Raw genomic sequence first — 15,179 nt, forward strand, 5'->3', positions numbered from 1 at the left:
AATGGGATTAGAAACAGTCACATTAAGTTTTCCAATTGTCACGACTTTTATTATCTATGCACTGATTATGCTTTACATCGGTTTTTATTTTTATAGGAAAAATGAAACCACAGAAGATTATTTTCTTGGAAACAGGACTATGGGTCCTTTCATCAGTGCGCTTTCAGCAGGTGCTTCAGATATGAGCGGGTGGCTTTTAATGGGACTGCCTGGAGCTTTGTATGTAGGTGGTCTTGCTACAAGCTACATTGCCATTGGATTAAGCATAGGAGCGTTCATCAATTGGGCGTTGGTCGCCAAAAGACTGCGTGTTTATACAAGCGTGATTGCAAATTCCATCACGATTCCAGATTATTTTGAAACAAGATTTTCTGACGATAAGCATATTTTAAGACTCATTTCGGCGTTTGTTATCCTGATATTTTTTATATTTTACATTTCTTCAGGGCTTGTCAGCGGAGCTAAACTTTTTGAAGCAACCTTTGGAATCAAATATAATTATGCCCTCATCACTGGAACGATTATTATTGTGGCATATACATTTTTTGGCGGTTATAAAGCAGTCTGTTGGACAGATTTGATTCAAGGGCTTTTGATGATGGGTGCATTAGTTGTAGTGCCCCTTGTTATGCTTTATCATCTAGGCGGTGTTGGTGAAGCCACCTCTTTAGTCAAAGAAATCAAACCCGAAGCCTTATCATTTGGAACAGGAGTGAGTGTCATAGGCATTATTTCTTCACTAGCTTGGGGACTAGGATATTTTGGACAACCCCATATTTTAGTGCGCTTTATGTCGATACGCTCAGTTAGAGAAATTCCAATAGCTACGGCAATAGGGATTTCTTGGATGGTTATTAGCCTTTTAGGGGCTTGTCTGATTGGGATTTCAGGGATCGCTTATATTGTAAAATTTGACATTTCTTTGAATGATCCTGAAAAAATCTTTATCGTAATGAGTCAATTACTCTTTAATCCTTGGATTGCAGGGATTTTACTCAGCGCCATATTAGCAGCAGTTATGAGTACAGCAAGCTCTCAACTTCTTGTATCTTCTTCAACCATCGCAGAAGATTTCTATCGAAAAATTTTCAATCGCAAAGCCCCGCCAAAGCTAGTGATGATTGTTTCGCGTATCTCAGTTTTAATTGTAGCTTGCGTGGCTTTTTTGATTTCTACCGATAAAAACTCAAGCATACTCAGTATCGTAGCCTACGCTTGGGCAGGATTTGGCGCAAGTTTTGGGAGTGTTATTATTTTTTCACTTTTTTGGTCAAGAATGACCCGAATGGGTGCTATTTCAGGTATGATTACAGGAGCAGCGGTAGTTATTCTATATAAAAATTTTGGCACACAATTTTTTGACATTTATGAAATCGTACCAGGATTTTTGTGTGCAAGTATCGCCATTATTGGAGTAAGTCTGATGCAACCAGTAAGACCAGGCACCAAAGAAGCCTTTGAAACAATGCTGAAAGAAATTCACAAAAACGCTTAATAAAGGAATCCTATGAGGGGTTTGATGTTTGTGTCTATGATGCTTTGGGGGCTGACTTGGACAGCATCAAAAATAATGGTCGAACAAGCTGATCCCTTTGTGATTGCTTGTATCAAATGTGGCATTGTGACTTTAAGCTTCCTGCCTCTGATGCTTTATTTAAAAATCCCTTTTCATCTCCCTAAAAGCTCAATTTTCCCTACAATTTTGGTAGGCATTTTCAATACAATTTATAATTATTTGCTCTTAATCGGATTGCAATATGGAGATGCAGGCAGTGCCGGTGTGATTGCTGAAGTTTTAGCTCCATTTTTTGCTACATTTGTTTGGATGATTGTCAAAAAAAGCACACTTTTAAGAAAAGAAAAAATCGGATTATTTTTGGGTATTGTTTCAGCAGCTTTTTTGGTAGATATTTCTAACCCGCGTGTTTTATTTTCACTCTTTAACGCTATTTATGTATTTGCTGCTCTGATGTGGGCGTGCATTACTATCAGCTCGCGATACGCTACAGAATCAGCCAATCCTATTGCAATTAATTTTTATAGTTCGATGATCCCTTTTATTATATTTTTGCCTTTTTTATTCATTCAAGATATGCAACCTATATTTGAGGCCAATCGGAGTTTTTGGCTTTCTATGTTTAGCGTTACCATTTTATCCACGACATTTGCCACAACTATTTTCTATAAAGGGATCAAAGTCTTAGGAGTTACACAAGGAGGAATTTTTGTTCTTTTGGTCCCTGTCGGAGCATTGTTATTTGCTTGGATATTCTTGGGTGAAATACCAAAAATTCACACAATTATCGGTGGAGGTGTTGCCATTGGTGCAATTTACCTCATTAATTTTTATCGCCCGAAACGACGAAAAAATAAATAAAATCTTTTGTGGTTTTGATTTCAGATACATCAATATTTAATAACTTCGCTTCCTTGATCCAATCGCTATTTTTTTGCGTGCTTGGAGTTAAGATTAAAATATTTCTCCCCCCTGCTTTTAATTTACGCTTAATGATTCCAAGCCCTGTTAATGTTTTGCCCGTTCCTGTGCCATTTGTGAATAATACCCCCCTGCCTCCATTAGCAAATCTCTCTTCAGCAAACTTTACATCTTCTACTTGCTCTTTTAATAAGTAAGGTAAATCTGCACGGATATCTTCAAGATCATTAAAAATAATGCTTGTTTTATTTTCGGCAAGATTTTGCAGGCGGATTCTTTCTCGAGTGTCTTTAAACAATGGAACGAAGTCTTGAGTAGGACTCACATCATTTGCAATGCTTGTCGCTTCTTTTTGAATGCTTTCTTCAATGAATCGAGGATCATTGATGATAGCATTGATTTTTGATGGGTCGGTTTGTGGATCCAATATTTCTTCTTGTTTTTTAGAAACAAAATCGGATTCTTTTAATTTTGTTTTACTTGTAGCTTCCGAGTTTAATTTTAATGCTTCTTCTTGTTGTGTTAATGTTTTTTCGGTAAAATCACGAGGAAGATTGTTCGAGGGTAGAACATCCCTTGAGGCAACCCCGTTACTTGGCAGAAGGTCTGAACGGGACAATCTTGTATCCTCATAAGCTGTTATTACCCAATGATTATCACCTTTATTGTGCCAACCTTTTGATAAACCTAACTTATAATTATTTAATACAATAGTTTTAAATTCCCCATTCTTAACCAATTCACCATCTTTTACAATCCTAGGAATCTTTTCAACCATTTCAGGATGTTTTTCTAAGATGTGTTTTAACCCCATCTTTTCATTTCCCCAGATTAAATCAATATCGCCTAAGCCTTCTTTAAAAAAAGCCCCTGCAACCTGCCCTTCTTTTGTCCTCAAAAGATGATCAATCGCTTCTTTTCCTCTATGATAATAATTAGAATAATTCCTGCCAAACTCCTCTAAAGGTTTTATCTTAGATCGAAGAAATTGAAGTTCTGCAACTGCACTTTTATAGTGCCCTTCTACGACTCTATCAACTTCTTTGACTCTTCTCAATATAAAAACCTTTGCCTCTGCTATCGGTATAGCATCTTTTGGTTCTATGAGAGACACCCCTGTTTTTGTTCGAGCTTGTCTAAAAAGTTCATCTGCATATTTTTTTGTATAAGATGTGGCATTGGAGAGTTTTTTAATTTCTTTAATCAAAGCATTGTCTTTGATAACAATGGGTTCGATTGTTAAAAACCCTTGTTTTGAAAATTCTAATTCATTTTTATTGAATTGGATATTATCTTTAATGATATTTTGCCAGCTTGTGAGATCGTGGATATCTTTTGGCGAAGCTTTTTTTAATTTTGCCTCATTCTTTTTTAATTCTGCCTCCCAATACTTTAACCCTCTTTGAAAACGGATACTTTCTTCTTTGAGTGCTTCTTCTTGCTGTGTTAATGTTTTTTCGGCAACATTTGAAAGAGGGTTGTTTGGGTGAAGACCATCGCCCGAAGTAATCCCATTTTTGGAAGGACATCAAAATGGGGCAACTCTGTATTTTCATACGATGTTATTACCCAACGATTATCACCTTTATTATTCCAACCTTTGCTTAATCTTATTCTAAATTTTTCATTAAACTAGTCCTGTCTTTATTCATTTAGGCGACTTTCTTATGGTTTCGATTGTCTTATTCTTGTATTTAAAAATTTTTAAATTTTGATTCAATAGGTTGGCATCAATGCTTTTTTGCAAATTACTTATAGGATTTAAATTATATTTAACTTTATATTTGGAATAATTCTTTTTCAATTTTCTTAAGGAATGATTGCAAATGATTCGCACAGACAAAAAAACTAAGGTTGTTTTTTCCACCGGCAATGGCTTTTTAGATACAAGCTTTCGCCCTGTAAAACCTTCCAAATCAGATGCAATCATTGCCTGCGCCAATAGCACTTCACTTATCAAAGGGCAAATACGTATTGATAAAAATTCTTTACCTTCTTCAAATATTGCCTTTTCAGATTGGCTTTATGCTAAATGTATTGAACAAGATATATTTGAGGCAAATACGAAATATGCTTTTGTTTATCTATGTGAAGATACTTCATCTGAAAAAATTTTTCAAATTTATGGGACTGATGTGGCTTTACAATCAAATCAAATCCTGATCCCTGATATTTTCCTGCCAATGGGATTAGATTCGGCAATGACGGTATCAGGTTTATTTTTATTTGATAAAAATCTTGTATTTTATCATCAAAATAAACTCGTTTATCACGCTTTATGTGAAAATTCCCAATCAATTCTAAAGGCTTTGGAATACATTCGCGCCATTTATTCTGCAACCCCTTCGATTATTTATAGTCAAAATCCTAATATTACTGATCTCCCTCTTCAGATTTGCCCATTAAAAACCCTTGTAAATAACAACGAAAACCCTATCGCTGCACTTTCTTTTCTCTATTTTTCCAAATCCAAAATAACCCCTTTACCTCTCCTTTTTCTCAATTCTAAAACTTCCTCTTTCTCTAAAAGCAATACTTTCAGATTGCTCTTTAAAACAATGTGTGCCATCATCTTAATGCTTACTTATCCGATGGGCGAATTTTTTTATAACCTTTATTTAAAAACCAAATTTGAAGATCTTGCAAACAAAAATCTCCAAATTCTCAAAGAAATATCAGCACTCCCTCAAAATTCTCATCTCTATGCAAAAAAAGCTAAAAATTCCCTCCTTCAAGAACATTTACATTCTCTTTATGAGGCTGAAATCTCCTACCTACCACGTTATGAATTGATTGCAAATTTAACCAAAATGCTTAAAGGCAAAGGAATTTCAGTTCAAGACCTGCATTTAAGCAGTGATATTTTGCAAGACGGCTTTGCTATGAGTCTTGAGGTTTCAAGTCTATCTCAAAAAAATATCATCAACTCCATCAATATCTTAAAAAATAACCCACTTTGGGCGGATAAGGAACAGCAAATTTTTAGCGGGGCAATCACAAAAAGCCAAGAAAAATCTTTCGCTCAAATTATTTTGGTTCATAATGTTTTCTGATGTTTTTGAACGCTTTGAGAATCATATCCAAAGCAAAACCAAAAAAGAGCTTACCATCTTTTTAATTCTACTTTTAAGCTTGATTTTTTCCATCATTTATTTCTTGCTTTTGCCTCCTGTTTTACGTATATTTTCTGAACAAAAAGAGGCGTATGAAACCTTAAAATTGACTTACTTGAAAAATCTTTCGCATTTTGAAGAAATTTCTCAAAAACGCCAAGAAAAGTATTCAGACAACAAAAATAAAACTACAGACTTGCTAAAAAATTTCAAAAAAGCCTCTAGAGATAATTATGATTTGCTTGCATTGATTGGAGAACTCAATGTCGCATTAGATCTCCAAAGCATTTCAGACATTTCCAATGAAAAAGAAGATTTATTCTTTTGTCTTCAAGGCAAATTTGAAAATTTTATGGAATGGATGCGTATTCTAGAAGAAAACTACTTTGTTTTTATCGAAGATCTGCATATATTTTCCAAAGAAAATACTCTTGTCTATCAAGTCCATATTAAAAATCTAGGGAATTCATTATGAAAAACTTATGGATAATTTCCTTAGTTTTTAGCACTCTTTTTTCCGATGCATTTTCTGAAATTTTCTTAAACACTCCTATTGTGATTCCAAAACAAAGGATTTTTAATATTTTTGATTCTGAAATACTAGGAAAACCAAAACTTGAAATGATTATCAATCAAAAAGCAAAAATCAATGGAAAATGGTATCAAATCGGTCAAAAAGTCTCAGAATACCAAATCATACAAATCCAAAAAAATTCTATCGTTCTAAAAAATTTCAAGCAAACTCTAACGCTTTACACACAATTTAATAAGAAGATAAAATGAAAAAAATAATCGTATTACTATGCCTTTCTTTGCTCTGTGAGGCAAAAGATTTATGCAATGAAAAAACATTCGATATTTCTACCCATCAAGACATCTCTGCCAAAGAAGTCATTGAAGAAATTGCAAGCGAATGTTTTTTTAGTGTCATCTATGCAGATTCAAAAACCAAAGAAATTCTAAATTCTCAAAAACTCATTTTAAACCTCAAATCCCATAAACTTGAGTCCATCTTGCAAATCATCACTGAAGGAGCGGATTTAAAATATGAAATCAAAAAACGCCATATTGAAATCAAACGACTCCTGACCAAAACATTCAATGTTGATTACGTAGCCACTGCCCGAGTGGGTTCAAGCAACACAGATGTTATATTTTCTCAAGACGCACAAAACAACCTCTATCAAAACCAACTCTATTCATTGGAAAATCAAAACGATGTCCATCAAAGAGCAATGGCTATAGGAAGCGAACAAACTAGACTCAACATCGGTCGCAGCGGGACAAAAATTTATTCCATTGATGAACTGAATTTTTGGGGAGAGCTTGAAAATGAACTTTATGCCATTACTTATCGCCCAGGAGACAAAAATCAACCCGAAAAATCCTCTGAAACAAAAAAATCTATCGTTATCAACAAAGGTGCGGGGCTTGTGACAATCACTGCCTCGCCATCTCAAATCAAACGCGTAGAAGACTATATCTTTTTACTCAACCAAAAAATGCAAGCACAAGTTCTCATAGATGTCAATATTCTGACCATTTCACACAACAATATCGATACTGCAGGAGTGAATTGGGGAGAAATCTACAATTTGGGGATTCAAGGATTGAAAGATGGAAACAACTTGATCACTGCAGGCAAGGGGGGATTCAATTATGGGATTAATATTTTTTCTCAAGACCTCACACTAGGTAGAATTTTGGAGTTTCTCAATCATTATGGCAAAGTCAGTTCCGTCTCAAACCCAAAGGTTCTTACCCTCAACAACCAACCTGCCATCATTTCAGTAGGAAACGTATTGCGATATGCGCAGAATCTAGTCTATCAAAACAGCACCAACACAGCAGTGGTTCAAAACATAGGAGAGCATTTTCCAACCGTTTTCTCAGGAGTTCTTTTGGATGTCACGCCATCCATCAGTAAAGACTATGTGATCTTAAAAATCAATCCCTCAATCACTAAAACCAAAGATTCCAGTATAGAAAACCAACCTAATGCCCTCAAATCACCACCAAACTTATCAACCAATCAGCTCTCTTCTATTGTCAAGCTTCAAAACAATCAAAAAGTCATTCTAGGAGGACTTATCCACAAAACCCAATCCATTGTCGAAAAAAAGGTCCCTATTTTAGGCTCAATTCCCCTACTCAAATATCTTTTTTCCTATAAAAAAGATCTCAAACAAACCCAAGAAATCATTATTGTCATCACGCCTAAAATCATTACTGCTACAACTTTTCAAAAAGATTTAGGGTATGCTGGTCTAGAAGGAAACTACAATGAAAACTAATTTACTCTACACAATAAAGCCCTCTGTTTTGATTATGGCAATATCATTTATTTTAGGCATTATTACAACAAATACTTATTTCTATCAAAAAGGTTTTCAAGAGGGCTACATTAAAAAAACTAAGGATTTTCAAAACATCTTAAACACTTCAACTTCTATTGCAACAACAAAACTTACCCCTCAAACCCCCTTTAATCCAACAATACAAAAGCCAAAATTTTATATGGGGAAAATTTATGGCTCCATCACTTACAATCATGCTTTAAAAGTAGCTCAAGACTATTATGAAAAAGGTGCCTATGAAAATGCTATCATTTGGGCTTATAGAGCCAATCAAATCAATACTAACGATATCCAAAGCTGGAAAATCTATACCCAAAGTCTAAGCAAAATGGGAAAAGAAAAAGAAGCTCAAGAATTAATGCAAAAAGCAGAAGTTTTTTTCAAAAAGAAACATAAATGAAAGAAATCGAATTTCAAAATTGGACAAGCGATGAAAAATCCTGCAGCCTTTTGCCTTATGAACTAGCTTTCAAGTTAAAAGCATTCGTATTTTCAATTGATCTGCCAAATCAAAAAATAACCCTTGTCATACTCAAAGATGAAGAAAATATAAATCAAAGCCTGCTTGAAGAACTCATCAAACAAAAATACCCGACTTTTTCCATACAACTATGTGCCATAAAACCTAAAATCTTTTACACCGCTTTAGAACATATTAAAATTCAAGAACAGATCCACTTTTTTACCGCCCAAATCACTGATCTCAAAAGTTCTGAAGCAAATATCAAAAATCTTTATCATTTCATTCTTGAAAGCGCGATTTCTCAAAACGCAAGCGATATACATCTTGAATCAAAAGCAACTCACGCGAGTTTTAAAATCCGTAAAGATGGCAAAATCAAAGAGATGGCTAGGATTAAACCCAAAGTTTTTGAACTTCTTTGCAATAAAATCAAGCTCGAATCAAAACTTGACATCAGTGAAAAACGTTTGCCACAAGATGGAAGGTATAGCCTTTCATTGCAAGATAAAGAATATGATTTTAGAATTTCAAGCATTCCCACACAGCACGGAGAATCCATCGTGATGAGAATCCTTTATAAACAAACCCGTCAAATCAATTTGGATGATTTGAAACTCAACTCCCATAATTTTTCCCTGATTCAAAAAAGTATTCAATCCCCTTATGGCATCATTTTAGTCACAGGTCCTACAGGAAGTGGCAAAAGCACAACCCTTTATGCTCTGCTTGAAACGCTAAAATCGCACGAAAAAAAGCTCATCACTATTGAAGACCCCATTGAATATCAAATCCATCTTGCCACACAAATCCAAATCAATCCAGATTACGGATTTGGCTTCCCTGAAGCCCTGCGAGCCATCTTACGCCAAGATCCCGATATCATTATGGTAGGGGAAATCCGTGACCAAGAAACCCTTCAATTAGCCATTCAATCCTCACTTACAGGGCATCTTGTTCTCTCAACCATTCATACTAATGACTGCGTATCCACAATTGATCGTCTTCTTGATATGGGGATAGCACCTTATTTATTAAATTCAAGTCTGAATACTATCATCTCCCAAAGACTAATTAGAAAACTCTGCCCCGAGTGCAAAAAATCCAATCCAAACTCACAAACATTCCCAAAGCCATCTTTTATCCCCAAGGGTTGTCAAAAATGCAATATGCAAGGTTTTATGGGTAGAGAGGCGATTTTTGAAGTCTTAGAAATCAACCCTGAAATCAAATCTTTAATCGGAAAAGTTTCCTCTTTAAAACTTAAAGAAATTCTCAAAGAAAAAGGTTTTAAAACCCTTTTTGATGATGGAAGTCAAAAAGCTGCTCAAGGCATTACAACTTATGAAGAAATCTATCGAAGTGTCAAAGAATGAAATTTCTTGTTAAAGGCATTAAAAATGCCTGTCCTACCACCTTTAAAACCAACGCCCTTTCCAAAGAAGAAGCTAAAATAAAAGCTTATGCTACAGGCATTATTCCCACACAAATCATTGCTATTCCTCAAAAAAATATTCTTCTAAAATCTCTTTCTTCGCACAAAAAAGAATTGATCATAAGTTTTAAACAAATCGCTTTTATGTCAGAGGCTTCCTTGCCCATTGATGAAATCCTCACTTATTGTATTGATGGTTCCAAACACCCAAAAATCCAAATGATGTATCAAGATATCTTAAAACACCTCCATTCAGGGCTTTCTTTAAGCCAAGCATTCGACAAACACTCAAACCTTATCGGAAAAATGAGAATCGCCATCATTGAAACAGGTCAAAACACTGGCAATCTTCCTGAAACTTTCCGTGCTTTAGCCCAAGAATTGGAAGAAGATCAAAAAGACATCTCCAAATTCAAGAAAAAAATGTTTTATCCTTTCATCGTGATTTTGAGTATTTTCGTTGCATTTGGTATTTTAAACGCACTGGTAATTCCTGAATTCATCGCTTTGTTTGAAGAATTCAAACTTGAACTCCCTTTCAGTACAAAAGCCCTTATTTTTATCGGGGATTTGTTACAAAAATGGGGAATTTTGATCGTAGTTGTGCTAGGAATTTGGGGCATTTTAATAAAAAAATTTATGATAAAATCAAATCTAGCTATGCAAAAAGCACACCGCTATCTTTTAAACGTGCCTGCCATTGGCAAAATATTTTTTTATCGCGATCTCCAAAGATGTCTTTTTACGCTCTATCTTTGTCAAAAAACGGGTATGGATTTCAAATCGTCTTTAAAAAATGCACACTCATCTTTAAATAATCTCCACCTGAAAAATATCTTTTTTCAAATTATTTCAGACATACAAAAAGGAGAAAATCTAAGTCAAGCCCTTGAAAAAACGAATCTATTCAATTCTATGGCAAAAGGTTTAATTTTAGCAGGTGAAAAAAGCGGGAATCTAGATAATACGTTTCAAATGTGTTCAGAATATTATAAAGAGCTTTATTCTGATACACTTGAACATTTCACTCAATGGCTAGAACCGATCCTAACTTTTTTAGTCGGAAGTCTTGTATTGTGGTTTTCATTAGGCATTATGATGCCGATGTGGAGCCTCAATGGTGCTTGAAAAAATAGCAAAAGAAATCTGATTTTAAAAATAAACCTCTACTCACACCGACAAATAATCGGGTTGGATACTTACTTTTTTTCCTTGCGTGCGCACTCTGGGCATATTCCGATAAAAACAGCTGATGTATCATATAAAGCATAGCCGCTTATTTTGGCACATTCATCAGAAATGCTTGAAATATCCACTTTAATATCTTCTAATTTTCCGCATTTTCCACACGCAACGTGGATATGACGATCATAACTGAGTTCATAACGCTGTTTTTGCGATGGTGCTTTAATTTCGCGCAAAATATTCACTTCATACAAAGCAGCGATATTTTTATAAACCGTCGCCAACGAAATAGAAGGATAATCTTTTTTGATGTTTTCATAAACATCATCCACACTAATGTGCCCGTTTTTTTCAATCTCCTTTAAGATAGCAATCCTTTGAGGAGTTACTTTAAGGTTTTTTTCTTTCAAACTAGCTTCAAAATTCATCATTTTTTCCTCGTAATACAATAAAAATTAAGTAATTTATAATATTTATGAAATTATAACCAAAAACTTTTAATAGAGTTTTAGACAAACACAAGTTGGTTTTTTGTAAAATAACGAGCTTTCGGACTAAAAATTTACACTAGGAGTTTTAAATTGTTTGAGACACTCAGTGAATCATTTAAAACCGCTCTAAACAAAATCCGTTTTAACGATGATGAAAAATCACTTTCCAAAGCCTTGGAAGAATTAAAAAAATCACTTCTGCGAAACGATGTTTATCACAAAGCGACCAAAGAATTATTAAAAAATGTCGAAACCCAAACCAAGCAAGCTGGCATCGGCAAGCAAAATTTCTTAAACGCACTTCAAAATAGTTTGCAAGAAATTTTAAACACGGGCGGAAGCTATGGTTTTACTTATGCTTCCAAACCTCCTACAATCATTCTAATGAGTGGGCTTCAAGGAAGTGGAAAAACCACCACATCGGCTAAATTAGCCAACTACTTAAAAACTAAAAATAAAAAAGTTTTGCTCGTAGCTTGCGACCTTGCCCGTTTAGCAGCCGTCGAACAACTCACCCAACTTGCTTCCCAAATCGAAGTGGATATTTTTAAACTTGAAAACGCAACCCCCTTAGAAATCGCTAAAGCTGCCAAACAAAAAGCTATCGATGGACAATATGATGTGATGATCGTCGATACCGCCGGAAGACTAGCAATTGATTCACTCCTGATGGAAGAGCTTCGATCCATCAAAAATGCTTTAAATCCTCACGAAATTTTTTACGTTGCAGATTCTTTAAGCGGTCAAGACGGGGTTAAAAGTGCAGCTACTTTCAATCAAGAGATTGGAATCACTGGAGTTATTTTGAGCAAATTTGACAGCGATTCTAAAGGTGGTATTGCCCTTTCAATTGCCTATCAATTAGAAATTCCCTTGCGCTTCATCGGAAATGGAGAGAAGATCCCTGATTTAGACATCTTCATACCCGAAAGAATCATCTCAAGACTGATGGGAGCTGGAGACATTGCCTCATTAGCGGAAAAAACAGCTGGTATTTTAGATGAGCAAGAAGCCAAAAATATCAGTAAGAAACTCAAAAAAGGTCAATTTACATTCACCGACTTTATCGCTCAAATAGAAAATATCAAGAAACTTGGCTCAGTGAGTTCAATTGTCTCAATGATTCCAGGTCTTGGAAATATGGCTGGAGCACTTAAAAATGTAGATTTAGACACATCAAGTGAAGTACGCAAAATTAAAGCAATGGTCAATTCAATGACACCAAAAGAAAGAAATAATCCCGATCTTTTAAATGGAAGTCGCAGAAAAAGAATCGCTTTAGGGAGCGGTCTTGAAGTGAGTGATATTAATCGAATTGTGAAGCAATTTGACAATGCTGCCAAAATGGCAAAACGCCTAAGTTCCAAAGGAGGAATGCAGGAACTAATGCAAATGATGGGACAAATGAGGGGAAAATCAAACAATTCTTGATTTTAATTTAAAATAGAGCTGTTTTTGTGTATAATTCAGGCTTTTTAAAGGCTTGAGACAATTAAAGTTCTCAATCCACCAAAAATTTAATATATTTTAGTATCTCACAAGGAGTAAGCATATGGCAACAGTGATCAGATTAACTCGAATGGGAAGAAAGAAAAAACCTTTTTATCGAATCGTCGTGACCGATTCTCGGAAGAGAAGAGATGGAGGATGGATTGAATCGATTGGTTATTACAACCCTTTAAAAGAGCCTGCCGACATTAAAATCGATACCGAAAGGCTAAACTATTGGAAAAGTGTGGGCGCCAAAATGAGCGAAAGAGTAAGCAAATTATCTTCGGGAAAATAATTCATCTATGATAGAGCAGTTTTTACAAGATTATGTCAAAAAAATTGTCCAATATCCTCAAAAAGTAAAAGTTTCTTTGAGTTCAACTGAAGATGGGTGCAAGGATATTGTGATTTATGCTTCCCCCATAGACATAGGTAGGGTTATTGGCAAAGATGGCAAGATGATCAGTGCGATTAAAACTTTTATTTCCGGAGCAAAAGCAAAAGACGGCTTTACATACAAAGTAGTTGTTCAAGCAAATGAAAATCCAAGATAACTATTCTTTAATAGAAATAGGGAAGATTGGCAAAACAATCGGATTAAATGGGGGGTTAAAACTGCATTTAGTCACTGATTTTCCTCAAAGTATCCAAGAAAATCTTGAACTAACCCTCAAATCCTCCCAAAAACATTCCTCTCTTTGCCATACTCTCACAATCAAAAGCTTCAATCCCCAAAATTCTATAGTTTTTTTCAAAGAAATTGAAAATATTGATCAAGCCAAAACACTTTGCAATCTCATTGCTTATGCAAGTCTTGAAGACACAAAAAAACTATGCCCTTTAAAAACAGATGAATATTTTTGGTTTGATATGATTGGATGTGAAATTATAGAAGACAAAGAGATGCTTGGGGAAGTGGATGGCATAGAGCGTATCGGATCAACTGATTATCTGTTGGTAAAAACTTCAGAGAAACTCAAATCTCAAGGACTGCCAAAAACTTTTATGATCCCCTATATTGAGTATTTTATATCCAAAACCTCCCTAGAGGAAAAGACTATTTTTGCCAAAGGGGCAAAAGCCATTTTAGAGGCGAGCTAATGCGTTTCAGCTTCTTGAGTTTATTCCCAAACTTAATTTCTTCCTACTTCCAAGATTCTATTCTAAAAAATGCGATTAAAAAAAATCTCATTCAAATTTGTATCACAAATATTAGAGATTATGCAAAAGATAAATATCAAAAAGCAGATTATCCTCAAATTGGGGGTGGAGCTGGACAAGTTTTAAGACCCGATTTGATTAAAGACGCTCTTGATAACATTCCTGACCCCAAGCATATCATTTTCCTTTCTCCAACTGCAAAACCTTTCACGCAAACTGATGCGATCCGACTTGCTTCAAAACAACATATTGTCTTTGTTTGCGGGCGTTATGAGGGGTTTGATGAACGCTGCGTCGAAATGTGTGCGAATGAAGTCTTTTCAATTGGGGATTTTATTTTAACAGGCGGAGAACTAGCTGCTCTATGTCTTTGCGATAGTATTTCTAGACAAATAAAAGGAGTTTTAGGAAACCCTGAATCTCTGATTGGTGAAAGTTTTGAATTTTCTCTTTTGGAAGCCCCAAATTTTTCAAGAATAATGGATTTGGAAAAAAAATTCCAAAATTTTCTTCCGCCTTCAGAGTATTCAAAGGGAAATCATAGTAGAATTGCCGACTTAAAAAATAATTTGGCGATTTTGAAGACAAAATATTTCAGGCCAGATTTATATCAAAAATGGAAAGCAATAAAAAGGGTATGTAATGAAAAATAGGTATATTGAGAACTTTGAAAAATCTCAAATCGGTGATAAAAAAGTTCCAAATTTTAAAGCTGGCGATACAGTAAAATTGGGAATAAAAATCAAAGAAGGCGAAAAAAGTCGGATTCAAAATTTTGAAGGGATTTGTATCTCTATTCGTGGAAATGGCGTTGATAGAACTTTTACGATCAGAAAAATGGGAGCTAATAATATTGGCGTAGAAAAGACTTTTCCTCTTTACAGCGAAAGTCTTGAGAGCATTGATGTCTTAAGAATCGGTAGAGTCAGAAGAGCTAAGCTTTATTACCTCAGAGACAGAAAAGGTAAATCTGCAAGAATCAAAGAACTTAGAAAATAATTTTTCTCAAGTAACTTTTGAAAATCTTGCTTTTTATGATAGAAATTTTA

General features: G+C 34.9%; 17 protein-coding genes. 15 read left to right on the plus strand and 2 right to left on the minus strand.

The window, feature by feature from the left end:
- Position 1: 1 nt before the first annotated feature.
- Positions 2 to 1,495: a sodium/proline symporter PutP gene (gene putP, locus BKH41_RS08040; protein ID WP_095298822.1), complete on the plus strand. Its 1,494-nt coding sequence runs from the start codon at positions 2 to 4 to the stop codon at positions 1,493 to 1,495.
- Between the two features lie 12 nt (positions 1,496 to 1,507).
- The gene (locus BKH41_RS08045; protein WP_257875446.1) at positions 1,508 to 2,377 is read left to right on the plus strand and encodes a DMT family transporter; all 870 of its coding nucleotides are present in this window, start codon (positions 1,508 to 1,510) and stop codon (positions 2,375 to 2,377) included.
- Here the strand turns inward: BKH41_RS08045 and BKH41_RS08050 are convergent.
- Positions 2,340 to 3,644: a DUF3519 domain-containing protein gene (locus tag BKH41_RS08050; RefSeq protein ID WP_095298824.1), complete on the minus strand. Its 1,305-nt coding sequence runs from the start codon at positions 3,642 to 3,644 to the stop codon at positions 2,340 to 2,342. The two genes, BKH41_RS08045 and BKH41_RS08050, sit on opposite strands and share 38 nt — an antisense overlap.
- 619 nt (positions 3,645 to 4,263) lie before the next feature.
- On the opposite strand from BKH41_RS08050, the gene BKH41_RS08055 reads away from it, so the two are divergent.
- Genes BKH41_RS08055 through BKH41_RS08085 form a run of 7 tightly spaced genes read left to right on the plus strand, consistent with a single transcriptional unit; the run spans position 4,264 to position 10,930 of the window.
- A complete protein-coding gene (locus BKH41_RS08055) occupies positions 4,264 to 5,490 on the plus strand; it encodes a hypothetical protein (RefSeq protein ID WP_095298826.1) in 1,227 nt (408 codons plus the stop codon).
- Positions 5,480 to 6,025 (plus strand): hypothetical protein, encoded by a 546-nt coding sequence (locus BKH41_RS08060; protein ID WP_095298828.1) that lies wholly within the window; start codon positions 5,480 to 5,482, stop codon positions 6,023 to 6,025. Before BKH41_RS08055 ends, BKH41_RS08060 begins: the two co-directional genes overlap by 11 nt.
- The gene (locus BKH41_RS08065) at positions 6,022 to 6,333 is read left to right on the plus strand and encodes a hypothetical protein (RefSeq protein WP_095298830.1); all 312 of its coding nucleotides are present in this window, start codon (positions 6,022 to 6,024) and stop codon (positions 6,331 to 6,333) included. Before BKH41_RS08060 ends, BKH41_RS08065 begins: the two co-directional genes overlap by 4 nt.
- Positions 6,330 to 7,844, plus strand: coding sequence for a pilus (MSHA type) biogenesis protein MshL (locus BKH41_RS08070; RefSeq protein ID WP_095298832.1), 1,515 nt, complete (start codon positions 6,330 to 6,332; stop codon positions 7,842 to 7,844). Before BKH41_RS08065 ends, BKH41_RS08070 begins: the two co-directional genes overlap by 4 nt.
- Positions 7,834 to 8,307 carry a hypothetical protein gene (locus BKH41_RS08075; RefSeq protein WP_095298834.1) on the plus strand — a complete coding sequence of 158 codons (474 nt, stop codon included), beginning with the start codon at positions 7,834 to 7,836 and terminating at the stop codon, positions 8,305 to 8,307. The genes BKH41_RS08070 and BKH41_RS08075 overlap by 11 nt, the downstream gene beginning before the upstream one ends.
- Positions 8,304 to 9,743 carry a GspE/PulE family protein gene (locus BKH41_RS08080; RefSeq protein WP_095298836.1) on the plus strand — a complete coding sequence of 480 codons (1,440 nt, stop codon included), beginning with the start codon at positions 8,304 to 8,306 and terminating at the stop codon, positions 9,741 to 9,743. The genes BKH41_RS08075 and BKH41_RS08080 overlap by 4 nt, the downstream gene beginning before the upstream one ends.
- Positions 9,740 to 10,930, plus strand: coding sequence for a type II secretion system F family protein (locus BKH41_RS08085; protein WP_095298838.1), 1,191 nt, complete (start codon positions 9,740 to 9,742; stop codon positions 10,928 to 10,930). Before BKH41_RS08080 ends, BKH41_RS08085 begins: the two co-directional genes overlap by 4 nt.
- Positions 10,931 to 11,001: 71 nt before the next feature.
- Here the strand turns inward: BKH41_RS08085 and BKH41_RS08090 are convergent, their stop codons facing one another.
- Positions 11,002 to 11,415 carry a Fur family transcriptional regulator gene (locus BKH41_RS08090; protein WP_343286857.1) on the minus strand — a complete coding sequence of 138 codons (414 nt, stop codon included), beginning with the start codon at positions 11,413 to 11,415 and terminating at the stop codon, positions 11,002 to 11,004.
- A 153-nt stretch (positions 11,416 to 11,568) separates the two neighbouring features.
- Between BKH41_RS08090 and ffh the strand changes: the two genes are divergently transcribed.
- From ffh to rplS, 6 genes are all read left to right on the plus strand, one after another.
- On the plus strand, positions 11,569 to 12,909 hold the full coding sequence (ffh, locus tag BKH41_RS08095; protein WP_095298842.1) for a signal recognition particle protein: 1,341 nt from the start codon (positions 11,569 to 11,571) through the stop codon (positions 12,907 to 12,909).
- A gap of 121 nt (positions 12,910 to 13,030) precedes the next feature.
- Positions 13,031 to 13,264 (plus strand): 30S ribosomal protein S16, encoded by a 234-nt coding sequence (rpsP, locus tag BKH41_RS08100; RefSeq protein WP_095298844.1) that lies wholly within the window; start codon positions 13,031 to 13,033, stop codon positions 13,262 to 13,264.
- A 7-nt stretch (positions 13,265 to 13,271) separates the two neighbouring features.
- Positions 13,272 to 13,523, plus strand: a complete 252-nt coding sequence (locus BKH41_RS08105) for a KH domain-containing protein (RefSeq protein WP_095298846.1) — start codon at positions 13,272 to 13,274, stop codon at positions 13,521 to 13,523.
- Positions 13,507 to 14,070: a ribosome maturation factor RimM gene (rimM, locus tag BKH41_RS08110; RefSeq protein WP_095298848.1), complete on the plus strand. Its 564-nt coding sequence runs from the start codon at positions 13,507 to 13,509 to the stop codon at positions 14,068 to 14,070. Before BKH41_RS08105 ends, rimM begins: the two co-directional genes overlap by 17 nt.
- Positions 14,070 to 14,783 carry a tRNA (guanosine(37)-N1)-methyltransferase TrmD gene (gene trmD, locus BKH41_RS08115; RefSeq protein WP_095298850.1) on the plus strand — a complete coding sequence of 238 codons (714 nt, stop codon included), beginning with the start codon at positions 14,070 to 14,072 and terminating at the stop codon, positions 14,781 to 14,783. The genes rimM and trmD overlap by 1 nt, the downstream gene beginning before the upstream one ends.
- Positions 14,773 to 15,129 carry a 50S ribosomal protein L19 gene (rplS, locus tag BKH41_RS08120; RefSeq protein WP_095298851.1) on the plus strand — a complete coding sequence of 119 codons (357 nt, stop codon included), beginning with the start codon at positions 14,773 to 14,775 and terminating at the stop codon, positions 15,127 to 15,129. Before trmD ends, rplS begins: the two co-directional genes overlap by 11 nt.
- Positions 15,130 to 15,179: the final 50 nt, after the last annotated feature.

The sequence above is a fragment of the Helicobacter sp. 12S02232-10 genome, assembly GCF_002272895.1.
In the GTDB taxonomy this organism is placed as follows: domain Bacteria; phylum Campylobacterota; class Campylobacteria; order Campylobacterales; family Helicobacteraceae; genus Helicobacter_J.